The organism is Nocardia tengchongensis, from assembly GCF_054781395.1.
On sequence record NZ_BAAGUM010000006.1, the window covers coordinates 1,344,637 to 1,366,400 of the forward strand.

The 21,764-nt window shown below is 68.4% G+C and carries 22 protein-coding genes; 8 read left to right on the top strand and 14 right to left on the bottom strand.

Features of this window, described 5'->3' with window-relative positions; genetic code table 11:
- Nucleotides 1-129 precede the first annotated feature (129 nt).
- Nucleotides 130-483, bottom strand: coding sequence for an SPW repeat protein (locus ACYVKL_RS17030; protein WP_379164468.1), 354 nt, complete (start codon nt 481-483; stop codon nt 130-132).
- A 157-nt stretch (nt 484-640) separates the two neighbouring features.
- On the opposite strand from ACYVKL_RS17030, the gene ACYVKL_RS17035 reads away from it, so the two are divergent.
- Both ACYVKL_RS17035 and ACYVKL_RS17040 read left to right on the top strand, forming a co-directional pair.
- Nucleotides 641-1,837 carry an NAD(P)/FAD-dependent oxidoreductase gene (locus tag ACYVKL_RS17035; protein ID WP_379164471.1) on the top strand — a complete coding sequence of 399 codons (1,197 nt, stop codon included), beginning with the start codon at nt 641-643 and terminating at the stop codon, nt 1,835-1,837.
- 106 nt (nt 1,838-1,943) lie between these two features.
- Nucleotides 1,944-2,726: a glutamate racemase gene (locus ACYVKL_RS17040; protein ID WP_379164474.1), complete on the top strand. Its 783-nt coding sequence runs from the start codon at nt 1,944-1,946 to the stop codon at nt 2,724-2,726.
- 154 nt (nt 2,727-2,880) lie between these two features.
- Here ACYVKL_RS17040 and tuf read toward each other — a convergent pair whose 3' ends face one another.
- The 7 genes from tuf to hppD all read right to left on the bottom strand — a co-directional run bounded on the left by tuf (nt 2,881) and on the right by hppD (nt 9,978).
- Complete coding sequence (gene tuf / locus ACYVKL_RS17045) at nt 2,881-4,071, bottom strand: elongation factor Tu (RefSeq protein WP_379164477.1); 1,191 nt, start codon at nt 4,069-4,071, stop codon at nt 2,881-2,883.
- A gap of 118 nt (nt 4,072-4,189) precedes the next feature.
- Entirely contained in the window at nt 4,190-6,295 is a 2,106-nt protein-coding gene (gene fusA / locus ACYVKL_RS17050; RefSeq protein WP_379164481.1) for an elongation factor G, read from the bottom strand.
- Nucleotides 6,296-6,474: 179 nt separating this feature from the next.
- Nucleotides 6,475-6,945 (bottom strand): 30S ribosomal protein S7, encoded by a 471-nt coding sequence (rpsG, locus tag ACYVKL_RS17055; protein WP_040813378.1) that lies wholly within the window; start codon nt 6,943-6,945, stop codon nt 6,475-6,477.
- Complete coding sequence (rpsL, locus tag ACYVKL_RS17060) at nt 6,945-7,319, bottom strand: 30S ribosomal protein S12 (RefSeq protein ID WP_014353064.1); 375 nt, start codon at nt 7,317-7,319, stop codon at nt 6,945-6,947. The genes rpsG and rpsL overlap by 1 nt, the downstream gene beginning before the upstream one ends.
- 278 nt (nt 7,320-7,597) lie before the next feature.
- Nucleotides 7,598-8,161, bottom strand: a complete 564-nt coding sequence (locus ACYVKL_RS17065) for a DUF3558 domain-containing protein (protein ID WP_357190570.1) — start codon at nt 8,159-8,161, stop codon at nt 7,598-7,600.
- 11 nt (nt 8,162-8,172) lie between these two features.
- Nucleotides 8,173-8,703, bottom strand: coding sequence for a DUF3558 domain-containing protein (locus ACYVKL_RS17070; protein ID WP_213559234.1), 531 nt, complete (start codon nt 8,701-8,703; stop codon nt 8,173-8,175).
- Between the two features lie 69 nt (nt 8,704-8,772).
- The gene (gene hppD, locus ACYVKL_RS17075) at nt 8,773-9,978 is read right to left on the bottom strand and encodes a 4-hydroxyphenylpyruvate dioxygenase (protein ID WP_379164486.1); all 1,206 of its coding nucleotides are present in this window, start codon (nt 9,976-9,978) and stop codon (nt 8,773-8,775) included.
- Between the two features lie 137 nt (nt 9,979-10,115).
- Between hppD and ACYVKL_RS17080 the strand changes: the two genes are divergently transcribed.
- The gene (locus ACYVKL_RS17080; RefSeq protein ID WP_379164489.1) at nt 10,116-10,634 is read left to right on the top strand and encodes an Lrp/AsnC family transcriptional regulator; all 519 of its coding nucleotides are present in this window, start codon (nt 10,116-10,118) and stop codon (nt 10,632-10,634) included.
- A 2-nt stretch (nt 10,635-10,636) separates the two neighbouring features.
- Here the strand turns inward: ACYVKL_RS17080 and ACYVKL_RS17085 are convergent, their stop codons facing one another.
- From ACYVKL_RS17085 to ACYVKL_RS17095, 3 genes are all read right to left on the bottom strand, one after another.
- Nucleotides 10,637-11,749, bottom strand: coding sequence for a winged helix DNA-binding domain-containing protein (locus ACYVKL_RS17085; RefSeq protein ID WP_379164492.1), 1,113 nt, complete (start codon nt 11,747-11,749; stop codon nt 10,637-10,639).
- A 64-nt stretch (nt 11,750-11,813) separates the two neighbouring features.
- Nucleotides 11,814-12,788 (bottom strand): NADPH:quinone oxidoreductase family protein, encoded by a 975-nt coding sequence (locus ACYVKL_RS17090; RefSeq protein ID WP_379164494.1) that lies wholly within the window; start codon nt 12,786-12,788, stop codon nt 11,814-11,816.
- A gap of 224 nt (nt 12,789-13,012) precedes the next feature.
- On the bottom strand, nt 13,013-15,061 hold the full coding sequence (locus ACYVKL_RS17095) for a serine/threonine-protein kinase (protein ID WP_379164496.1): 2,049 nt from the start codon (nt 15,059-15,061) through the stop codon (nt 13,013-13,015).
- Between the two features lie 217 nt (nt 15,062-15,278).
- On the opposite strand from ACYVKL_RS17095, the gene ACYVKL_RS17100 reads away from it, so the two are divergent.
- Together ACYVKL_RS17100 and ACYVKL_RS17105 are read left to right on the top strand one after the other, a co-directional pair.
- The gene (locus tag ACYVKL_RS17100; RefSeq protein ID WP_213559230.1) at nt 15,279-16,058 is read left to right on the top strand and encodes an acyl-[acyl-carrier-protein] thioesterase; all 780 of its coding nucleotides are present in this window, start codon (nt 15,279-15,281) and stop codon (nt 16,056-16,058) included.
- A 163-nt stretch (nt 16,059-16,221) separates the two neighbouring features.
- Nucleotides 16,222-16,977 carry a hypothetical protein gene (locus ACYVKL_RS17105; protein ID WP_379164498.1) on the top strand — a complete coding sequence of 252 codons (756 nt, stop codon included), beginning with the start codon at nt 16,222-16,224 and terminating at the stop codon, nt 16,975-16,977.
- Between the two features lie 246 nt (nt 16,978-17,223).
- Here ACYVKL_RS17105 and ACYVKL_RS17110 read toward each other — a convergent pair whose 3' ends face one another.
- Nucleotides 17,224-18,891 (bottom strand): FAD-dependent oxidoreductase, encoded by a 1,668-nt coding sequence (locus tag ACYVKL_RS17110; RefSeq protein WP_379164500.1) that lies wholly within the window; start codon nt 18,889-18,891, stop codon nt 17,224-17,226.
- Between the two features lie 226 nt (nt 18,892-19,117).
- Between ACYVKL_RS17110 and ACYVKL_RS17115 the strand changes: the two genes are divergently transcribed.
- Nucleotides 19,118-19,609, top strand: a complete 492-nt coding sequence (locus ACYVKL_RS17115) for a SixA phosphatase family protein (RefSeq protein WP_379164502.1) — start codon at nt 19,118-19,120, stop codon at nt 19,607-19,609.
- Between the two features lie 13 nt (nt 19,610-19,622).
- Here the strand turns inward: ACYVKL_RS17115 and ACYVKL_RS17120 are convergent, their stop codons facing one another.
- Nucleotides 19,623-19,826, bottom strand: coding sequence for a hypothetical protein (locus ACYVKL_RS17120; RefSeq protein ID WP_379164504.1), 204 nt, complete (start codon nt 19,824-19,826; stop codon nt 19,623-19,625).
- A 130-nt stretch (nt 19,827-19,956) separates the two neighbouring features.
- Here ACYVKL_RS17120 and ACYVKL_RS17125 point away from each other — a divergent pair, with 130 nt between their 5' ends.
- On the top strand, nt 19,957-20,424 hold the full coding sequence (locus tag ACYVKL_RS17125; protein ID WP_379164506.1) for a MerR family transcriptional regulator: 468 nt from the start codon (nt 19,957-19,959) through the stop codon (nt 20,422-20,424).
- A gap of 121 nt (nt 20,425-20,545) precedes the next feature.
- Here the strand turns inward: ACYVKL_RS17125 and ACYVKL_RS17130 are convergent, their stop codons facing one another.
- Nucleotides 20,546-21,169, bottom strand: a complete 624-nt coding sequence (locus tag ACYVKL_RS17130; protein ID WP_379164508.1) for a GTP cyclohydrolase II — start codon at nt 21,167-21,169, stop codon at nt 20,546-20,548.
- A 37-nt stretch (nt 21,170-21,206) separates the two neighbouring features.
- Between ACYVKL_RS17130 and ACYVKL_RS17135 the strand changes: the two genes are divergently transcribed.
- On the top strand, nt 21,207-21,764 hold the full coding sequence (locus ACYVKL_RS17135; RefSeq protein ID WP_379164510.1) for a carboxymuconolactone decarboxylase family protein: 558 nt from the start codon (nt 21,207-21,209) through the stop codon (nt 21,762-21,764).

Consider the following 21,764-nt stretch of genomic DNA (forward strand, 5'->3'; position numbering starts at 1 on the left):
CACGCTTCGAAGCGGAGGCGGCCGCCACCGGTCGGGCGGACGTAGGGAACAAGCATATCGCGCGAGTACGCCGGCCTCGTGGCGTCTCCCGTCGGTACGGGAGACCGAGGCCGGCGCGCCGCGACCCGGTCAGTGGTGCGCCGCGGCGCCGAAACGACCCGCAACCTCGGGCATCTCGGCCAATGCGACCACCACGGTCAACGCGCCCACGATCCATGCGACCCAGGAGGCGCCGCTGAAGGAGTGGAAGTTCATCACCCACGGGGAGATGAACATCAGGACGCCCAGCACGCCGAGCGCACGGCCCGCCATACCGGTCGCCATCTCGCGCAACTGCGCCAGGCCCGCGAGTGCGATCAGCACACCGAGCACGACGAGGGTCCACAGTGCGCGGTCACTGTGCGCCACCCAGATCGGGGACAGCGCGGCTACTGCACCGAGCACGAACGTCAGGGCGTGCTCGGTGCGACTCACGGTGAACATGGAATGCCTCCTTTGAAAGGCCAGGAAATATGTTCTGAGTCCGTTGTATTCCTGATTGACCGCCCGATCAATAAATGCATGGATACGATTGAGCGGCATCTCGGGTGTGACTGCCGACACGTCGGTACCCACCCCGGGGAACCGCTAAGGTGGGCACATGTCGCACTCGGTAGAACAGGTTCTAATTGTTGGTGGTGGACTCGCGGGCCTGCGCACCGCCGAAGAGCTCCGACGTGCGGGTTACACCGGCGAACTGACCCTGCTCGGCGACGAGAACCACGCGCCCTACGACCGGCCGCCGCTGTCCAAGCAGTACATGCGCGGCGAAACCGACGACACCGCCCTGCGGCCCGCCGAGTTCTACCCCGAACACGACATCACGCTGCGCCTGGGCGTCACCGCCACCGGCGTCGACACCACCGCCCGCCGGGTCCGACTCTCCGACGGCACCGAAGCCGCCTACGACGCCCTGGTGATCGCCACCGGCCTGCGCCCGCGCCGCATCCCCGGCCTGCCCGAGGTCAGCGGTGTGCACGTGCTGCGCTCCCACGCCGACGCCCAGGCGATGCGCGAACACCTCGGCACCGCGCGTAAAGCCGTCATCGTGGGCGCGGGCTTCATCGGCTGCGAACTCGCCGCCAGCTTCCGCGCCCGCGGACTCGACGTCACCATCGTCGAACCCCAGCCCACTCCCCTGTTCGCCGCGCTCGGCGAGCAGGTCGGCGCACTGGTCGCCCGGCTGCACGAGGCCGAGGGCGTCGAGCTGCGCTGCGGCGTCGGCGTGGAAACCCTTGTCACCGAGGGCGACTCGGTGCGCGGCGTGCAGCTCGCCGACGGCAGCGTCGTCGACGCCGACCTGGTGGTCATCGGCATCGGCTCGGTGCCCGTCACCGACTGGCTGGCCGACTCCGGCATCCCGCTCGCCGCACCCGGCCAGGGCGGCGGCGTGCTGGCCGACGAGACCGGACGCACCTCGGTACCCGGCGTCTGGACCCTCGGCGACGTCGCGGCCTGGCCGCACGCCGTCGGCCACCCCAAGCGCGTCGAGCACTGGACCAATGCCGGCGAGCAGGCCCAGGTCCTGGCCGCCGCGCTGCTGGGCGCCGAACCGGCCGCCGAGATCCAGGTGCCGTACGTGTGGAGCGACCAGTACGACATGAAGATCCAGGTGCTGGGCATCCCGGCACTGGCCGACGAAATCGAGATCGTCGAGGACAAGGGCCGCAAGTTCCTGGCCCACTACCGGCGCGCGGGCGAACTGGTCGCGATCGTCGGCGCGAGCATGGCCGGCAAGGTCATGAAGGCCCGCGGCGAACTCGCCGCGAACCTGCAGCCGGTGGCGACCGCCGGCTGACCGAGGCCCGGGCGTGCCGCCGGACCCGTTCGGCAGCATCCCGGCAACCACGACATTCCGACCCGCGGTTCGCGATCAGGCCGGTGCCTTCACTACCGTGCAGGGTGTGATCGTCGCGCTCATCGACTCCGGACTGGGGCTGCTGCCCACGGCCGCCTGGTTGCGGAAGCTGCGGCCCGATCTCGACCTGCTGCTGCTCAACGACCCCGACGGCGCGCCCTGGGGACCCAAGCCCGAGCAGTGGGTCGTCGACCGGGTACTGGACACCGCGCGCCTCGCCCTGCGCGAGGGCGCGGAAGTCATTGTGCTGCCCTGTAATACGGCCAGCGTCACCGCACTCGAACACGTGCGCGCCATGGTCGGGCCCGACGTGCCGGTGATCGGCACCGTCCCGGCGATCAAGCCCGCCGCAGCCGCCTGCGCCAAGGTCGCGGTCTGGGCGACCGCGGCCACCACCGACAGCGCCTACCAGGCCGGGCTGATCGCGCAGTTCGGCGGCGACGCCGAGGTCACCGGGGTCGCCTGCCACGGACTTGCCGACGCCATCGACCGCGGCGATCTGCCCGTCATCGCCGAGGCCATCGCCGACGCCGCCGCGCGCACCCCCGCCGACACCGAGGGCATCGTGCTCGGCTGCACGCACTACCCGCTGGTGCTCGACGACATCCTCGCCACGCTGCCCGCGGGCGTGCGCGTCTTCGACAGCGCCGAGGCGGTGGCCGGACAGACCCTGCGCCGCATGGACGCCCTGGGACGGCCCACCACCGGCACCGGCACGGTGCGCATCCTCGCCTCCGGCCGGCTCGCCCAACTTCCTTCCGCCGCAGCCGCTTTCGAATCCGGCCGACTACTCGGCGCGACCTGCGGCGACCAGCTCACCGCTTCCTGACCGACCACGGACACACGAAAGGGCCGCTCCCCCTGGGGAAGCGGCCCTTTCGCATTCGGGAACGCGGTCGCACCCGAAAACCCGAACGGCGCCGCCCCTTTCGGGGCGACGCCGTTCGTCAGCGATTCAAGAAATCACCAGGTGATTCAGCGAATCACTTGACGATCTTGGTGACGCGACCGGCACCGACGGTGCGGCCACCCTCACGGATCGCGAAACGCAGGCCCTCGTCCATGGCGACCGGCTGGATCAGCTTGACGCTCATCTCGGTGTTGTCGCCGGGCATGACCATCTCGGTGCCCTCGGGGAGGGTCACGACGCCGGTCACGTCCGTGGTACGGAAGTAGAACTGCGGGCGGTAGTTGTTGAAGAACGGGGTGTGGCGGCCACCCTCGTCCTTCGACAGGATGTACGCCTGGCCCTCGAACTCGGTGTGCGGGGTGGTGGTGCCCGGCTTCACGACGACCTGACCACGCTCGACGTCGTCACGCTTCAGACCACGAACCAGCAGACCGACGTTGTCGCCCGCCTGGCCCTGGTCCAGCAGCTTGCGGAACATCTCGACACCGGTGATGGTGGTCTTCTGCGACTTCTCGCGGATGCCGACGATCTCGACTTCCTCGTTCACGTTGATCACACCGCGCTCGATACGACCGGTGACGACGGTGCCACGACCGGTGATCGTGAAGACGTCCTCGATCGGCATCAGGAACGGCTTGTCGGTCTCACGGACCGGGTCCGGGATCGACTCGTCGACGGCGTTCATCAGCTCGAGCACCGAGGCGGCCCACTTCGGGTCACCCTCGAGGGCCTTCAGGCCGGAGACGCGCACGACCGGGGCGTCCTCGTCGAACTCCTGCGAAGCCAGCAGCTCGCGGACCTCCATCTCGACGAGCTCGAGGATTTCCTCGTCGTCGACCATGTCGGACTTGTTCAGCGCGACCAGGATGTAGGGCACGCCGACCTGGCGGGCGAGCAGCACGTGCTCACGGGTCTGCGGCATCGGGCCGTCGGTGGCGGCCACGACCAGGATCGCGCCGTCCATCTGGGCGGCACCGGTGATCATGTTCTTGATGTAGTCCGCGTGACCGGGGGCGTCGACGTGCGCGTAGTGGCGCTTCTCGGTCTGGTACTCGACGTGGGAGATGTTGATCGTGATACCACGAGCCTTCTCCTCCGGCGCCTTGTCGATCTGGTCGAACGCGAACGCGGCGTTCACGTCCGGGTAGGTGTCAGCCAGCACCTTGGTGATCGCGGCAGTCAGCGTGGTCTTGCCGTGGTCGACGTGACCAATGGTGCCGATGTTGACGTGGGGCTTCGTCCGCTCGAACTTCGCCTTCGCCACTGTGGTCCTCCTGGACTAGTTAGTGCGTGCTTTTTTGCAGCAGTGCGGTTTGTATTACAGGGGGTCGTTCGACGACCACTCCGGGGCGAACTCTCGCGAATCCGCCCCGAACAGCGAATTACTCGCCGGTCGCCTTGGCGATGATCTCCTTCGACACGTTGGCCGGAACCTCCGCGTACGAATTGAACACCATCGAGAAGTTCGCCCGGCCCTGGGTCTTCGACCGCAGGTCACCGATGTAGCCGAACATCTCCGAGAGCGGAACCAGCGCCTTGACGACACGGGCACCACTGCGTTCCTCCATGGCCTGGATCTGGCCACGGCGGGAGTTCAGGTCGCCGATCACTTCGCCCATGTAGTCCTCGGGCGTGGTGACCTCGACCGCCATCAGCGGCTCGAGGATCACCGGACCGGCCTTGCGGGCCGCTTCCTTGAGGGCCATCGCGCCGGCGATCTTGAACGCCATTTCCGAGGAGTCGACCTCGTGGTAGGCGCCGTCGAGCAGCGAAGCCTTCACATTCACCAGCGGGAAGCCGGCGAGCACGCCGTACTGCATGGCGTCCTGGATACCGGCGTCGACCGAGGGGATGTACTCACGAGGAACGCGGCCACCGGTGACCTTGTTCTCGAACTCGTAAGTGGCGCCGTCCTCGGCGTCGACCAGCGGCGCGAGCGCGATGATGACGCGGGCGAACTGACCCGAACCACCGGTCTGCTTCTTGTGGGTGTACTCGTACTTGTCCACCGTCTTGGTCAGGGTCTCACGGTAGGCCACCTGCGGCTTACCGATGTTGGCCTCGACCTTGAACTCGCGCTTCATGCGGTCGACGTAGATGTCGAGCTGGAGCTCACCCATACCGCCGATGACGGTCTGGCCGGTCTCCTGGTCCAGCTTCACGTTGAAGGTGGGGTCCTCCTCCGCGAACTTCTGGATCGCGGTGCCCAGCTTCTCCTGGTCGGCCTTCGTCTTCGGCTCGATGGCCACCTCGATGACCGGATCCGGGAAGGTCATGGACTCCAGCACGATCTGGTTCTGCGGATCGCACAGGGTGTCACCCGTGGTGGTGTCCTTCAGACCGATGACCGCGTAGATGTGGCCGGCCACGGCCTCGGGAACCGGGTTCTCCTTGTTGGAGTGCATCTGGAACAGCTTGCCCAGACGCTCCTTCTTGCCCTTGGTCGCGTTGATGACCTGGGCGCCGGAGTCGACCTTGCCGGAGTACACACGGACGTAGGTCAGCTTGCCGAAGAACGGGTGGGTCGCGATCTTGAACGCCAGCGCCGCGAAAGGCTCGTCCGAGGACGGCTTGCGGGTCAGGATCTCGTCTTCCTTGCCGGGCACGTGGCCCTGCACCGACTCGACGTTCAGCGGCGACGGCAGGTAGTCGACGACGGCGTCGAGCATGGGCTGAACGCCCTTGTTCTTGAACGCCGAACCGCACAACACCGGGTAGAGCTCGGAGTTGACGGTCATCTTGCGGATCGCGGCCTTGATCTCCTCGACCGAGAGCTCCTCGCCGCCGGCGAACTTGTCCAGCAGCTCCTCGTCGGACTCGGCGACGGTCTCGAGCAGCTCCTCGCGGTACTGCTCGGCGCGCTCCTTGAGATCGGCCGGGATCTCGACGACCTCGTACTGCTCGCCGAGCTTGGTCTCACCCTTCCAGACCTTGGCGTTCATCTCGACCAGGTCGACGATGCCCTCGAAGGTGTCCTCGGCGCCGATCGGCAGCTGGATGACCAGCGGCTTCGCGCCCAGGCGGTCCTTGATGGTCTGAACGGTGAAGTAGAAGTCAGCGCCCAGCTTGTCCATCTTGTTGACGAAGCAGATACGCGGCACGTCGTACTTGTCGGCCTGACGCCACACCTGCTCGGACTGCGGCTCGACGCCTTCCTTGCCGTCGAACACCGCGACGGCGCCATCGAGCACGCGCAGCGACCGCTCCACCTCGACAGTGAAGTCGACGTGGCCGGGGGTGTCGATGATGTTGATCTGGTTGTCGTTCCAGTAACAGGTCGTCGCGGCGGACGTGATGGTGATGCCGCGTTCCTGCTCCTGCGCCATCCAGTCCATGGTGGCGGCGCCATCGTGAACTTCACCGATCTTGTACGTGATACCGGTGTAGAACAGGATGCGTTCGGTGGTGGTGGTCTTGCCCGCATCGATGTGGGCCATGATGCCGATGTTGCGGACCTTGTTCAGGTCGGTGAGCACTTCCTGTGCCACGGAAACTTCCCCGCTCGTAGCTAGTTGGGATTCAACGGGATGAGCCTCGGATTTTTCCGAGAGCCCTCGGTGTCAACGTCGGGCGCGACGCGTAAGTGCCTCGCTTGCAACAGCTCAGCGGTCGCGCCCGACATGTGACTCGTCTCCCGGCACTTCCGAACGGAGGGCCGGGCCACAGGTCACCAGCGGTAGTGCGCGAAGGCCCGGTTCGACTCGGCCATCTTGTGGGTGTCCTCACGACGCTTCACCGAAGCGCCCAGGCCGTTGCTGGCGTCCAGCAGCTCGTTGGCCAGACGCTCGACCATGGTCTTCTCGCGACGGGCGCGGGAGTAGTTGACCAGCCAGCGCAGCGCCAGGGTGTTGGCGCGGCCCGGACGGACCTCGACCGGCACCTGGTAGGTGGCGCCACCGACACGACGGGGCTTGACCTCGAGGGCGGGCTTGACGTTGTCGAGCGCGCGCTTGAGGGTCACGACCGGGTCGGTGCCGGTCTTCTCGCGAGCCTGCTCAAGGGCGCCGTAGACGATGCGCTCGGCGGTGGACTTCTTGCCGTCCAGCAGGATCTTGTTGACCAGCTGCGTCACCAGGGGCGAGCCGTAGACCGGGTCGTTGATCAGGGGACGCTTGGGAGCGGGACCCTTACGCGGCATTAGCTCTTCTCCTTCTTGGCGCCGTAGCGGCTGCGGGCCTGCTTGCGGTTCTTGACACCCTGGGTGTCGAGCGAACCGCGGATGATCTTGTAGCGCACACCCGGGAGGTCCTTCACACGACCGCCGCGCACGAGCACCATCGAGTGCTCCTGGAGGTTGTGGCCCTCACCGGGGATGTAGGCCGTGACCTCGACCGCGCTGGTCAGGCGAACACGCGCGACCTTACGGAGCGCGGAGTTCGGCTTCTTCGGGGTCGTGGTGTACACGCGAGTGCACACGCCACGACGCTGCGGGCTCCCCTTGAGGGCCGCAGTCTTGGTCTTGGCGACCTTGTCGCGGCGACCCTTGCGGACCAGCTGGTTGATGGTTGGCATAGACCGGCTTTCCTTATTAGTAACCAGGTGTCTGGAACTTCATGTCTTTGTCATTCGAGCTTCCCGCCCTGTTCCCGCGGCATTTCGTCGCCACGGGGTCGGGCGTGTCGTACGCAGCTCGGAGCCCATTTCAAGGCACGCTGAAAAGGTCAGCCGCTCTCGCTGGCCTACGTACTGCGCATCAACTTGCCCGAATGCTTCCGGGCACAGCGGTCCACGATACCCGCGGGCTCTGAAGGGGGCAAAAGAGGGTCCCCCCGCCGGGGCTGGTAGAGCCCCTAACGAGCCAGGTTCAACGTCAACTCCACCAGCTTGCGAGCCGCTTCGCAGGGGTCCGCGTGCCGAGAACCGTTGCGGTAGTTGACCCACCAGCCCACGATGCCGGTGTCCGCGGCCGGAGCGCTCACGCCGCACGAATCCGGATCGTTCGGGCGATGCGTCTCGAGCGACCGCCGGCCCTGCACCGTTATGTCGTTCGTCACATACTTCAGGCGATCGTTGTTGGCCTTCTCGTTCGCGAGCGAACCGAGCTCGTACCAACTCAGCGTCACCATGCCGCTGCCCGCGGCGCCGCCGGTCAGATTCCACATGCAGACCGCGCCGTTGAACGACGGCTCCACATACATGTTGTCGCCGACCGACTTACCGATGTCGTCGACGGCGACCACCTGGCACTCGCGCAGCAGCTTGTCGAAGTTGGTGTTGATGCGGGGAGCGCCGCCGGTGCCGGTGGTGCCGCCCGCGGGCAGGGCGGTGCCGGGCACCGTCTTGCCGCAGCCGGCCAGGCCCGCGGTCAGCGCCAGCACCGAGACGGCGATCGCCAGCCGGGAACGACGGGGCATCCGGGTCCCCCTCATCCGAGCCGCTGCACGGTCAGTTCTGCCATCTTGCGGGTGCGGTCGCACGGGTTGCCGAGATTGCCGCTGCTGAACGCGCCGTAGGAGATGGACCATTCGAAGAAGTCGTCGTCCAGCTGCACCGCCAGATCGCACACGGCATTGCTGGGGTCCAGGGCCTGGAAGCCCTTGCGACCGCCGACCTCGATGGTGTCGGGAGTGCGGCCGACGCTGGCCACCCACGCCTTCTCGCGGTCGATCGGGCTGCCCCGATAGGAGGCGAAAGTGACGCTGGAGGAACTGATTCCGCCGGCCTGCCAGTTGCAGCCGGTGGAATTCTTGAAGACGTTGGTGATGGTGCCGAGCCCACCCAGGTCGCGGACCTCGTCGTCGGTGAGGTGACCGCACTCCCCGACGAACGGGCCCAGCGTCGCCACCTTCGGCGGCGGGCGTAGCCCCGGAGTGTCCTCCGAATCCTTGGTCCCCCCACACGCCGACAGCAGCAAAGCGAGGACCGACCCCGCGACGATCGCTGACGCCATTCGCATGGCGTGAACTCTACTGGTTTTGCCGGATCCGGCTCGGCGTGAGGGTTTGCGGTCGTGTTGCTTTGCTGTTCAGAGGTTTCCGCGCGCCTCCTGTTCACGCTCTATTGCCTGGAAGAGCGCCTTGAAGTTGCCCTTGCCGAAACCCAGCGAGCCGTGCCGCTCGATGAGCTCGAAGAAGACGGTGGGGCGGTCGGTGACGGGCTTGCAGAAGATCTGCAGCAGGTAGCCGTCCTCGTCGCGGTCGACCAGGATGCCGCGGCGCTGCAGTTCGGCGACCGGGACCCGGACGTGCCCGATGCGGGCGCGCAGTTCCGGGTCCTCGTAGTAGCTGGCCGGGGTGTCGAGGAACTCGATGCCCTCGCGGCGCAGCACGTCGACGGCGGTGAGGATGTCGCCGGTGGCCAAGGCGATGTGCTGGACGCCGGGGCCGCGATAGAACTCCAGGTATTCGTCGATCTGGGAGCGTTTGCGGCTCGGGGCGGGTTCGTTCAGCGGGAACTTCACCCGGTGGTTGCCGCTGGCCACCACCTTGCTCATCAGCGCCGAGTAGTCGGTGGCGATGTCGTCGCCGACGAATTCGGCCATGTTCTCGAATCCCATGACGCGGCGGTAGAAATCGACCCACTGATCCATGCGGCCCAGTTCCACATTGCCGACCACGTGGTCGATGGCCTGGAAGATGCGCATGGGGTGCCCGGGGCGCGGCGCGTACGCGGAGCGGCGGGGCTGATAGCCGGGCAGGTACGGGCCGTAATAGCGGGAGCGGTCGACGAGGGTGTGGCGGGTGTCGCCGTAGGTGGCGATGGCCGCGGTACGGACGGTGCCGTACTCGTCGGTGTCGTCGTGCGGTTCGGCCAGCACGGTGGCGCCCTGGGCGCGGGCGTGGCGGATGCAGCGGTCCACGTCCGGGACCTCGAGCGCGATGTCCACCACCCCGTCGCCGTGCCGATCATGGTGTGCGACAAGCCGACTGGCCGGATCCACCGCACCCTTGACGACGAACCGGGCGCCGCCGCTGCGCAACACGAACGCCTTGTGGTCGCGATTGCCGGTCTCGGGCCCGGCGTAGGCCTCCAGCCGCATGCCGAACGCGGACTGCAGGTAGTGCGCGGTCTGGGTGGCATTTCCGACCACCCACACCAGCGCGTCCCAGCCGAGCACGGGGAACGGGTCGGCGGCGGCGTCATGGTCCACCAGGCCGACCAGCCGGCGCAGCTCGTCGTCGCCGGGCAGGTCGCCGGACCGGGGGCGCTGAGGTCCTGCGTCGATGCTCATGTGATCAGGAAATGCCAGCGGTCGACACTAGGCAATATCGCTGAAATTCACTGAACACTGTGGTGAATTGCACCACCATCCACCACCCGGTGCTGGACAATTTGAATAGCAGCGAACCGACGAGCGGAGGATCCGCCATGTCCCGCACGCCCGCCCGGCTGGACGATCTCGATCTGGCCATCCTCACCGCCATGCACGAGTACCAGAAGGCGGGCATCCTGGAACTCTCCCGCCGCACCCGCGTCGCCCGCGCCACCGTGCAGTCCCGCATCGCGCGCATGGAGGAGGCGGGCGTGATCGCCTCCTACGACCCGCAGATCGACGTCACCGCCGCCGGATTCGACGTGCAGGCGTTCGTCACCCTGGAGATCGCGCAGGGCGCGCTCGAGGAGGTCGGCGTCGACCTCGACGCCATCCCCGGGGTGCTGGAGGCGTACGCCACCACCGGCACGGGCGACGTCCTGTGCCGGATCGGCGCGGACTCCCACGCCGGGCTGCAGGCCGTTCTGCTGAGCATCGACCGCACCAGTTCGGTGGTGCGGTCGCACAGTGTGGTGGTGCTGTCCACGGTCGTCCCGCATCGCACGCTGCCGCTGCTGCGGACGCTCACCCCGGCCGGGTCGAGCAAGGCCCCGGCCTACCGCACCGCGCACTGACGTCAGGGGCGCAGGTCGGCACCGATCTCGAGGATTTCGACGACGGGCTGCCGGTCCGGTTCCGAGAACGCCAGCAGGGCAAGCGCTTCCGCTTCGACCGCCTCACGGTCGGCGCGGGACCATTCGACGCTCGGGCTGATTCGCAGCGAGGCCACGCCGCCCTTGGCGAAGACCTTGTAGACGCCCGTCAGGTAGCCGTCGACCAGGATCGGGGAGACCTGATTGGCGAAGGCGCGCAAGGGCGGGGCGTTGCCGTCGGGGACGATGCGGGTGCGGTCCTGGTGCGAGAGGATCGCGTTGTCGTACCAGCCGAGCAGACGGACTGGGGCGGGCAGGTCCGGGTCGGCGAGATCGGCGTCGGCGGCGTCGTAGAGGGTGCGGCCGCGGTCGTCGGTGTAGGTGCGGACGCGGTCGCCCAGTTTCGCGACGGCCGGCTTCATGCCGGTGAGCTTCGACCAGGTCTGCATGTCCATGGTGGTGGCCGGGCCGAAGGCGCGCAGGTAGCGGAGCAGGAGTTCCTCGAGCGGGTAGGCGGGGTCGAGAGGTGCGCCGAGCCAAGGTTGCACGCGGGACCAGACCGGACGACTGCTGTCGCCCCAGCGGCCGCGGGGCGGGGTTTGCAGGACGGGGAGCTGGTAGAGCCAGGCCTGCACGATCGCGCCGGGGTCGCGATCGGGGTACAGAGCGGCGGCGTGCTCGCGCAGGGCGCCGGCGGGGGTCGCGTCGTCGCCCAGCACCGATTCGCCGTGGGCGCGAACCTCTTCCGGGTCCAGGCCGACCAGCGCGCCGTAGTTGAAGCCCTTGCGGAAGGGGATCTTCTCCAGCTCCGGCTGGATGTGCGGGGCGATGCGCAGCGCGTCCGGCGGGGTGACCAGGTGAATGGTGCCGCGCATCAAGGTGATTCGCACCAGCGAGCGGTCGTCGAGCGCCTTCGACACCGCCGCCGGATCGAAATCGGCTGCGCGGCTCCACAATGCGACGAACGGCGGCAACATGTCCTGGGCCTGTAGACCGATCAGGTGGTCGCACAGGTCGTGCACGCCGAGGGTGGACCGCTCCAGCAGATGCTGACGCTGGAGCAGGGTGCGGTTCAGGACCCGGTTGGACAGCTTCACGATTCGTGACGCTACGGGAGCCGCACCCGATTCGCCCCCGTCAGCGCAGCACGACCGTCACAGGTCAGCGGAGGGTCACCACGACTTTGCCGGTGGCGGTGCGCTTGTCGAGCGCCGAGACCGCCTCCGCGGTGTGCGCGAGGCTGTAGAGCACCGGCTCCGGCGGGCTGATCTTGCCGTTGGCCAGCAGCGGCGCCACCTCGGCCCACTGCTCGCGCAGGTAGCCCGGGTGGGTCATCACCCACTCGCCCCAGGCCGCGCCGATCACCTCGACGTTCTTGAGCAGCAGGCGATTCACCTTCACGGTGGGGATGTCGCCCGCGGTGAAGCCGACCACCAGAACGCGGCCGCCCGAGGCCAGCGAGCGGATGCTGTCGGTGAAGCGGTCACCGCCGACCGGGTCGAGCACGATGTCGACGCCGCGGCCCCCGGTCAGTTCCTTGACCGCGGCCAGCCAGCCGTCGGTGAGCACCACGTCGGTGGCCCCGTTCGCGCGCGCGACCTCGGCCTTCTCCTCGGTGCTGACCACCGCGATCACCCGGCCCGCACCCAGCGCCTGCGCCATGCGCAGTGTGGAAGTGCCGATGCCGCCGGCCGCGCCGTGCACCAGCACCGTCTCACCCGGGGCCAGGCGGCCGCGGTTGCGCAGGCAGAAGTGCACGGTCAGGTCGTTGAACAGCACGCCCGCACCGGACTCCAGCGACACGTTGTCGGGCAGTTCGAAAACCATGTCGGCGGGCGCGACCGCGACTTCCGCGGCGGCATTGCCGAGCAGCGTCAACGCGATCACCCGGTCCCCCGGCTTCACATGCGAACCCTCCGGCGCCTCACGCACGATGCCGCCGACCTCGCAGCCCACCACATAGGGCAGCGGCGGCTTCATCTGATAGAGCCCGCGGGTCATGAGCACGTCGGGGAACGCGATCCCGGCCGCGTGCACGTCGATGACGACACCGCCCGGGTAGGCGACCGGCTCCGGGATATCGAGAACCTCGATCGCTTCCGGGCCTTCCAGCTTGCTCACCACAGCTGCGCGCATTCGCGAACTCGACCGCCTCTCCGTACCTTCAGCGGGCGGCTGAGAGCCGCCGACTGTCCTGCATCCGTACTTGCGTCGGGTGCCAACCGAATTCTGGACGTACCCGGGGAGTTTCCCCGAGCGCCGCGAAATCTGTCGTCACCTCACGCATCGTCAAGTAAACGCCACCATACATCCGGCGGACGGAAGCCGTTGGCCTCCGCATACTCCTGCAGCCGGGCCCTTCAGCGGTGGGCGTATTCGACCATGGGCTCGTTGGCTTGGACCTGACCGTCCTTGGTGATGACCAGGCCGTAGGCGGTGATCTTGTACTGGGTGCCGTCGGTGGGGTTGGTGACGGTGAAGCCGCCGTTGCCGTCGGGCACGGGATCGTTGAGCTGGATCTCCGCGCTGTCGCTGATCCGCAAACCCTTGTAGTAGTACCGACCTGTCGGGCTGCGGCACACCACCAGCCGCGACTTGTCGGTGCGGCCGATGGACATGGCGGGGTCGTTCGCATTGCAGCGGGGCGTCTGGGTGAAACCCTGTGCGTCCGTACCGGATACGGCACCGCTCAGCGGGACCAGCGTGGTGGTCGGGGCGGAGGCCGACGTCGTGTACGTGCCGGTGCTGTTCGCCGCGCGAGTCGTCGTGCCCCCGGCAGTGTCGGTGCCGCCGCCGGTATCGCTGCCGGACAACAACACCCAGGCGAGCACCGCGCCCAGGACCAGGACAATGCCCAGCAGCGCGCCCACCACCAGCGGTAGCGACCCGCGATCCTTGGGCGGCAGCGGCAGCGGCGCGGACGGATGGTCGCGTGGCCCGGCCGGATCCACGCCCCCGGGCAGATACCCGCCCGGCTGCCCGACGACACCTTGCCGCCGCAGGGTCGGATCCACGTTGCCTTGCGCGGCATAGATCGGCTGCCCCGAAACCTGTTCCCCGCGCGAATAATCCGCCGGCCCGGACAACCGCTGCGGCCCGGAAGGATCCACCGACCCGCCAGGCTGCCCGCCCCGCGAGTAATCCACGGGCCCCAAGGGCTGCGCCTGCCCGCCACCTGGATAGTCCGCCGGACCGGATGGACGCGCCTGTCCGCCGGGCAAATAGTCCCCCGAGCCCGAAGGCTGCACCTGCCCGCCGGGCGAAAAGTCGCCCGAACCCAAGGGCTGCGCGTACCCGCCAGGCGAATAATCGCCCGAACCGGAGAGGTGAGCGTGCGCGCTACGTGGGGTAGCCGCCGGGCCTGACGGATGTGGCTGCACGCCAGGCGAATAGCGGACCTGTGCGGAGGGGTCGATGCCGTGGGCGTCGCCGCCCTGCTGGGGGCCGGGGCGTGGGGTACCGGCCGGGCCGGAGGGGCGATCGGCGGAGTGCGGTTCCGAGTGGCCGGCCCGGACGGGCGGGCTGGGGATGGTCGGTGGGGCGGGTGGCACGGTGGTGCGGGTGGGTTCGCCGTGGGCGGCGCGGAGCAGGGCGGCGCGCGCGGCGCGGGCGAGCTGGCCGGCGGTGGCGTAGCGGCGGCCGGGTTCCTTGGCCATGCCGATGGCGACCACCTGGTCCAGGCCGACGGGGATGCCGGTGCGGACGCTGGGGCGCGGCGGCGGCGTGAGCATGTGGGCGCGGATATTGGCCAGATTGCCGACCACCCGGAACGGGGGGCCGCCGGTCAGGCATTCGTAGAGCACGCAGGCCAGGGCGTAGATGTCGGCGCCGGGCGAGACGGAGGCGTTGTGCTCGAAGCGTTCCGGCGCCATGTAGGCGAAGGAGCCGATGGCGTTGCCGGTCTGGGTGAGCTGGACGTCCGATTCGGTGTGCGCGATGCCGAAATCCACCAGGTAGGCGAACAATTCGCCGGTGAGCAGAATGTTGGCGGGCTTCACGTCGCGGTGCACCAGGCCGCTCTCGTGGGCGGCGTCGAGCGCGGCGGCGATCTGCTCCACCACGGTGACGGCCCGCTCGGGCGGCAGCGGGCCCTCCTCGTACAGGTAGGCCTTCAGGTCGCGGCCGCGGACCAGTCGCATGTCGATGAACAGGACGCCGTCCACCTCGCCCCAGTCGTGCACCGGGATGACGTGGGGTTCCTGCAGTTTGGCGGCGGTGCGGGATTCGCGGCGGAAGCGTTCGACGTAGGTGGGCTGCCGGGCCAGATCCACATCCAGCAGTTTCACGGCGACCACGCGGTCGCGCACGGTGTCGTAGGCCTCGTAGACCTCGCCCATGCCGCCGACGCCGAGCAGCCGCCGCAACTCGTACTGCCCGAACCGCGAACCAGCCCTCTCCCCTGCGGCCACCCGCGTCGTCCTCCCTACTGCTGGATGTACAACAGGAAAGGCTACGGGGCGCAAGGCCCAGTGTCATTCCCTCGAACAGCGGGCAGCATTCCTTCGACTCGACGCGAACGGGTACCGCGCGCCCCGTAGAGTCATGTCACCGACTTCGGTCGGCAGGCGTCTCACCCCGGCGCCGCTGGATAGACATGCGGCACACCGTGCAGCGCGAGGAGCACCAGTGTCACTCGATGAGCCACTCGCCCCGCTTCCCCAGGAGGGCATGGGCTTCGCTTCCGCGTGGCCGGTGCGAGCCGGTGATGTGGACCCGTATCAGCGGCTGCGATTCGACGCCACGGCCCGCTACCTCCAGGACATCGCCTGGGAGGAAATGCAATCCGGCTTCTTCCATCGGACCGATCCGGCCTGGATCGTGCGCCGCACCGTGGTGGACGTGGTGCGGCCCATCCACTGGCCGGACCGGGTGGAACTGCGGCGCTGGTGCTCGGCCATGTCGACGCGCTGGACCAATATGCGGGTGCGCATCACCAGCGAGAACGGCGGTCTCATCGAGACCGAGGGGTTCTGGATCAATATCAACGAGTTCACCAACATGCCGACCCGGATCAGCGACGAGGGCCTGGCCGAGCTGGCCCGCACCACCGATGAGCACCGGCTGCGCTGGCGGCCCTGGCTCACCGACCCCACCCCGCCAGAATCGGACGTGGACCTGCCGTTCCCGGTGCGCGCCACCGACATCGACCAGTACAACCACGTGAACAACGCCGCCTACTGGCAGGCCGTGGAGCAGTATCTGGTCGACTACCCGAAGCTGGTGGCGGGACCGCATCGCGCGGTTATCGAATACGTGGCGCCGGTGCTGGCACGCCAGCACGTGAGCGTGCGCAGCCGGTACGAGCCGGGCGACCGGGCCGGGCATCCGACCTCGCTGCGGTTGTGGTTCGTGGTGGGCGGGGTGACCACCACCGCGGTGCGCATCGGGCCGCTGCCCGGCGCCTGACCCGGCCGCGCGTCGTACCTGGGACGCCTGTCGCAACTGCGAAATCGACTGACCGGCCGCGACATTCCCGGTTCGGCATCGCGTTCGCTGAACGTTTGCCTGCGACACTGAGCGGCAGGTCGATCGCCCAGGGGTGGCGGTCGAGGACAGGAGATCGTTCGCCATGCGATTCGCTCATATCGCGCTGCTCGCGGCCGCGCCCGCCCTGGTCATCGGTATGACGGCCTGTAGCAGTTCCAAGGATTCGTCGAATAACGCCACGTCGACCACGGTCTCGGCGAGCAGCACCAGCGGATCCGCCACCACGACGACGCAGTCGCCCGGCCCGACCCACCCGCCGGTCCCCACCACCCAGTCCGCCGCCGACGTCGATTGCGGGCCGGTTACCGGCGCGAACGGCCAGAGCGCCAATGTCATTGCCTACGCCAGCTCGGGCGGCGTACCCGGCTGCACCGAGGCCATCACCGTCGCGACCCGCTACGTGCAGGCGATCCGAACCGGTGACGCCGCCCAGGTGGACGGCTGGACCTGCCAGCCGCAGCCCGACGGCGCGGTCCCGCACATCTGCTTCAAGGAAGGCTTCCTGATCGGCCTGCGCGGCGGCGCGGCCCCGAACCCGCCCGCACTCCCGACCACCACGCCCCCGCCGACCACCACCGGCGAGGCCCCGATCGCGGACGCCAATTGCGGCACCGTGACCGACGCGGGCGGCGGCGCCCGCACCGTCATCGCCGTCGGCACCCCCTCCGGCCGCGTCGGCTGCACCGAGGCCATCAACGTGGCCACCAAATACGTCCAGCAGGTCAGCAACACCGATGTCGCCACCATCGACGGCTGGTCCTGCAACGCCGTCCCCGGCAACCCGGGCGTCCCGTCCATGTGCGCCAAGGACGGCCTCGTCATCAACCTCGGCAACTGACCGAACCCACGAAAACGGCTGTGGCCCCACCCGATTCGGGTGGGGCCGCAGTGTCTCGTGCCGCGAGGTCGCCGACGCCCCTGAGCGGAGCGGTCGGACCGCCAACGCCCCTGGGCTCCGGCCGGCAGGGCCGCCCGAGTCCAGGGTTTCGAGGGCAGGGCCCCGTCGCCCCTGGGGGTCGGGGCAGAGCCCGTGCCGCCCTAGGGGGTTCGAGGGCGAAGCCCCTGAGAGTCCCGAGAGTTGGGTCTAGCCTTTGGCGGCCTTGAGCAGGTCCTCGATGCTGGTGAACTTCACGCGGGGGCGGCCGGCGGCCTTGCCCGCGGTCTTCTCGGCGGCGTCGATGGCCTTCCAGCCGTCGCGGCCGATCTGGTCGGGCTGACGCTCGGTGAGAAGGGCGTCCAGGGCGGCCCGGTCACCCTGCGGGGCGGCCAGCTTGCCGTTGGTGAAGTCCTCGATGAGCTGATCGACGGTCTCGGTCGAGTCGACCCGGTTGGAGCCGATGACGCCGCGCGGGCCGCGCTTGATCCAGCCGGAGACGTACACGCCCGGAACGGGGTTGCCGTCGGCCAGGACTCGACCCTTGTCGTTCGGGATGACGCCGCTGGCCTCGTCGAACGGCACGTCCGCGACCGGCTCGCCCTTGTAGCCGATGGAGCGCAGCACCAGCGACGCCTCCAGGCTGCCGGTGCGGTCGGAGGCGCGGGCCACGGTGCGGCCGTTCTCCTCGACCAGCTCGTTGTGCACGTACTCCACGCCCTCGGCCTTGCCCTCGCCGGTGACGGCGGTGGGCGAGACCAGGTAGCGGAACACGATGCGCTTGTTGTCCGGGTTGCGGGAACCGGCGGCGTATTCCTGGGCGAGGGTGTACTTCAGCTGCAGCGAGGGCTCGACCTCGGGGCTGTCCAGCTCGGCCTGCGAGGCCGGGTCCAGGACCAGGTCCTCGGGGTCGACGATGATGTCGACGCCCTTCAGGTGCGCCAGCGCCAGGAACTCCGGCGAGGTGTAGGCGGCCTGCAGCGGACCGCGGCGGCCCAGCACCACGACCTCCTTGATGTTGCTGCGGCGCAGCGCATCCACGGCGTGGTCGGCGATGTCGGTCTTGGCCAGCTCGTCCGGGTTGACGGTGAGCACGCGGGCCACGTCGAGCGCCACGTTGCCGTTGCCGACGATGACCGCGCGCTCGCCCGACAGGTCGAACTCGCGGTCGGCGAAGTCCGGGTGGCCGTTGTACCAGGCGACGAACTCGGTGGCCGAGTGGCTGCCGGGCAGGTCCTCACCGGGGACGCCGAGGTGGCGGTCGGTGGCCGCGCCGACGGCGTAGATGACGGCGTGGTGGTGGCCGAGCAGCTCCTCGTGCGAGATGTGCTTGCCGACTTCCACATTCAGCCGGTACTGCAGCGCCTCACGACGGAAGGCCGACTCGAACAGGTTCGCCACCGACTTGGTGCCCGGGTGGTCGGGCGCGACGCCCGCGCGCACCAGGCCGTACGGGGTGGGCAGCCGGTCGAACAGCTCCACCTCGACGTCGGCGCGGCGCAGTAGCTCCTCGGCGGCGTAGCAGGCCGCGGGGCCCGCGCCGATGATGGCGACGCGCAGCGTGCCCAGCTCCTTGGGCGCGCGGGTCGGGGCGACCAGCGGCTCGAAGTTGGACTCGAGCGGGTGGCGCTGGAAGTAGGCCGCGTTGATGTCGCGGAACCGCGCCAGCGAGGAGAGCAGGTCGTCCTCGGAGAAGATAGCGTCGACCGGACAGGCGTCGACGCAGGCGCCGCAGTCGATGCAGGTATCCGGGTCGATGTAGAGCTGCTCGGTCGTTGCGAACTCGCGTTGCTCAGGCGTGGGACGAATGCAATCGACCGGGCATTCGGGTACGCAGCTGGCGTCGTTGCAACAACGCTGCGTGATCACATAGGCCATATCTCGCAGATCCTCGAAACTGTCGCGTGGTGCTACTCCGCTCGGGGTTCGAGCAGGGCGGTAGAACACGTTCTAATATAGGCGGCATTCCAACGGGTGTCGGCACGGCTGTGTGCCACCACCTTCAGTGTGCCTCGAGTGTGAGCAGTGTCTCCCGGCGGCACCGGGGCGCACCGCTGTGAGACCGGTCTCCCGGCGCTCCTCGAGGACACCTACCGTAGTCCGTATGGTGCGGACTCTCATCTTGATGCGGCATGGCAAGTCCGGATACCCCGAGGGCGTGGCGGACCACGACCGCCCACTCGCTCCACGGGGACGGCGGGAAGCGGCATTGGCGGGCGACTGGCTGCGGGCCACCCAGCCCGCGATCGACGCCGTGCTGTGTTCCACCGCGGCCCGGACGCGGGAGACGCTGGCGGCCACCGAGGTCACCGCGCCGGTGTCTTACGAGAAGTCGATGTACGAGGCTTCCCCGCACACCCTCATCGAACTGGTGCAGCTCACCGACCCCGCCGTCGAGACCCTGCTACTGGTCGGCCACTCCCCCGGAATGCCGTGGACGGCATGGGAATTGGCGGCCAATCGGGACTCCGGACCGGCCGGGGAGCTGAGCGAGAAGTTCCCCACCTCGGCGCTGGCCGTGCTCGAATTCGACCGGCCGTGGGCGGCCGCCGACCCGGGCACGGGTGATCTGGTGCGCTTCCACGTGCCGCGCTAGTCCGGGGCCGGGCTCAGCCGAATAGCTTGCCCTTCCACACCACGACTCCCGCGATGATCAGCAGGAGCAGCAGCGCCCAGCCGAACCCGGCCAGCGCCCACACCACGCCGAGCACCGCCAGCACCGGCAGGACCGCGATGGCGGTGATCACCGGCTGTTCCTTGGCCGTCTCCAGAGCCGAACGCGCCCTGATCCGATCCATGTCTTTTCCAGGCATGCCCCCAGGGTAGGCCCGGAATCGGCCGGTTCGCCCGACGGAACGAAACTTCGCGCGCCCAAGGCTTGCTTGGAGTGCACTCCAACCCAGTAGCGTCGGAGGCAGGGTTCGGCACAGGAGGGTGAGACCGATGAACGCAGCACCGGCAGCGCAGCGGGAAGCCGCACCGCTCGACACCGTGGAACTCGAGCGTCCGCGCTATTCGATCGGCGAGGTCTCCGAGCGCTGCGGTCTCACCCGGGACACGCTGCGCTGGTACGAGCGCATCGGCCTGATGGACTACGTCGACCGCGACCACTCCGGCCAGCGCCGCTTCAGCGACCGCGACCTGCAGTGGCTCGGCTTCATCGGCAAACTGCGCTCCACAGGGATGTCGGTCGCCGACATGGTGCGCTACGCGGAGCTGGTCCGCGCCGGCGACCACACCTTCCCCGAGCGCCTGGACATGTTCCGCCGCACCCGCGAGGACGTCCTCGCGCAGATCGAGGAACTCCGGTCCACGCTGGTGGTCCTCGACCGCAAGATCGCCCTCTACCAGGGCGGCCCGGTCTGCGATCCGCCGCCCCGGGCGAAAAGCAGTGCTACCAAGGGGGATTGATCGATGACCAACGCCGACATGAACTTCACCTCGGCGGGCCGCGAATAGTCCAGCCGCTCCGATCGACTCGGGCCCCTCGCGAATTCGCGAGGGGCCCTTCCCGTTCCGTCGTTGCGGCCGGTCAGCCGACGAGGCGGATGGTGTGGCCCGTGTGTTCGGCCTTGGCTCGGAGGTAGCGGAGGTTGCCGGGGTTGGCGTGGACGCCGGTGGGGACGGTGTCGCGGACGCTGACGCCGAGGGCGGTGAGCTGGCGGACCTTGTCGGGGTTGTTGGTGAGCAGGTCGAGTTCGGCGATGCCGAGGGCGGTCAGCATCTGGGCGGCGGCGGTGTAGTCGCGGGCGTCCTCGTCGAAGCCGAGGGCGGTGTTGGCCTGGTAGGTGTCGAGGCCGTCGTCCTGCAGGGCGTAGGCGTCGAGCTTGTTGTAGAGGCCGATGTCGCGGCCCTCCTGCCGGAGGTAGAGCAGGACGCCGCCGGCGCCGGAGATGCGCTCGACGGATTCGCGCAGCTGGGGTCCGCAGTCGCAGCGGTCGGAGCCGAAGACGTCGCCGGTGAGGCATTCGGAGTGCAGGCGCACCAGCGGGGTCGCCGAGCCGTTCAGGTCGGGGTCGCCGAGGATGAGGGCGACGTGCTCGCGGCCGTCCGCCAACCCGTCGAAGGTGACCGCCTGGGCGGTGGTCGCGTAGCCGTCGGCGAAGGTCAACGGGATCCGCACGCGGGTGCGGACGCCGGCGAGGCTGCTGCTCATCGATTGCTCCAGTGAGGCCGAGGACCGTGTCGATGAGATGAACCAAGAACATCCGCGGGTTATTTCAGACCGGAGGGCACGGTTCACGTTCTCGGCTTACGATGCAGCCACTATGCAGTCCCCTGTAACTCACGACCGGGTATGGATCGACAAGCAATCCCCCGAGGTCTTCCACGCGCTGAACAGTGTCGCGTTCGCGATCCGGAACGCCGCCGCGGCAGCCGATCTGGACCGGGCGGTCATGGAATTGGTGAACGTACGTGTGTCCCAGCTCACCGGCTGCCCGTTCTGCCTCGACCTGCATTCCCGCGCGGCCCGCGACGCCGGCGTCACGCAACAGCAATTGGATGTGCTCACCGCCTGGCGGCGCAGCCCCTATCTGTTCACGGAACTGCAGCAGGCGGCGCTCTCGGTGGCCGAGACCGTCACTTCATTGCCGGATGAGGAAAGCATGCAGCGTGAGTATGCTGCTGCGCGGCAACATATATCGGATGACCAGATGTCCGTTCTCATCTGGGCTGCCACCACTATCGGCGCGTTCAATCGAGTGTCGATTATGAGCAAACATCCGGTGCGGGTGCGGAAGGAGAACTGA

What these genes read in the sequence shown, in the direction of transcription:
- ACYVKL_RS17065 (WP_357190570.1), bottom strand. Translation starts at nt 8,161, where the DNA reads ATGCCCCGTCGTTCCCGGCTGGCGATCGCCGTCTCGGTGCTGGCGCTG.
- ACYVKL_RS17115 (WP_379164502.1), top strand. Translation starts at nt 19,118, where the DNA reads ATGGTGCGGACTCTCATCTTGATGCGGCATGGCAAGTCCGGATACCCC.
- rpsL (WP_014353064.1), bottom strand. Translation starts at nt 7,319, where the DNA reads ATGCCAACCATCAACCAGCTGGTCCGCAAGGGTCGCCGCGACAAGGTC.
- ACYVKL_RS17070 (WP_213559234.1), bottom strand. Translation starts at nt 8,703, where the DNA reads ATGCGAATGGCGTCAGCGATCGTCGCGGGGTCGGTCCTCGCTTTGCTG.
- hppD (WP_379164486.1), bottom strand. Translation starts at nt 9,978, where the DNA reads ATGAGCATCGACGCAGGACCTCAGCGCCCCCGGTCCGGCGACCTGCCC.
- ACYVKL_RS17120 (WP_379164504.1), bottom strand. Translation starts at nt 19,826, where the DNA reads ATGCCTGGAAAAGACATGGATCGGATCAGGGCGCGTTCGGCTCTGGAG.
- ACYVKL_RS17110 (WP_379164500.1), bottom strand. Translation starts at nt 18,891, where the DNA reads ATGGCCTATGTGATCACGCAGCGTTGTTGCAACGACGCCAGCTGCGTA.
- ACYVKL_RS17030 (WP_379164468.1), bottom strand. Translation starts at nt 483, where the DNA reads ATGTTCACCGTGAGTCGCACCGAGCACGCCCTGACGTTCGTGCTCGGT.
- ACYVKL_RS17080 (WP_379164489.1), top strand. Translation starts at nt 10,116, where the DNA reads ATGTCCCGCACGCCCGCCCGGCTGGACGATCTCGATCTGGCCATCCTC.
- ACYVKL_RS17035 (WP_379164471.1), top strand. Translation starts at nt 641, where the DNA reads ATGTCGCACTCGGTAGAACAGGTTCTAATTGTTGGTGGTGGACTCGCG.
- ACYVKL_RS17135 (WP_379164510.1), top strand. Translation starts at nt 21,207, where the DNA reads ATGAACCAAGAACATCCGCGGGTTATTTCAGACCGGAGGGCACGGTTC.
- rpsG (WP_040813378.1), bottom strand. Translation starts at nt 6,945, where the DNA reads ATGCCGCGTAAGGGTCCCGCTCCCAAGCGTCCCCTGATCAACGACCCG.
- ACYVKL_RS17125 (WP_379164506.1), top strand. Translation starts at nt 19,957, where the DNA reads ATGAACGCAGCACCGGCAGCGCAGCGGGAAGCCGCACCGCTCGACACC.
- ACYVKL_RS17105 (WP_379164498.1), top strand. Translation starts at nt 16,222, where the DNA reads ATGCGATTCGCTCATATCGCGCTGCTCGCGGCCGCGCCCGCCCTGGTC.
- ACYVKL_RS17130 (WP_379164508.1), bottom strand. Translation starts at nt 21,169, where the DNA reads ATGAGCAGCAGCCTCGCCGGCGTCCGCACCCGCGTGCGGATCCCGTTG.
- ACYVKL_RS17090 (WP_379164494.1), bottom strand. Translation starts at nt 12,788, where the DNA reads ATGCGCGCAGCTGTGGTGAGCAAGCTGGAAGGCCCGGAAGCGATCGAG.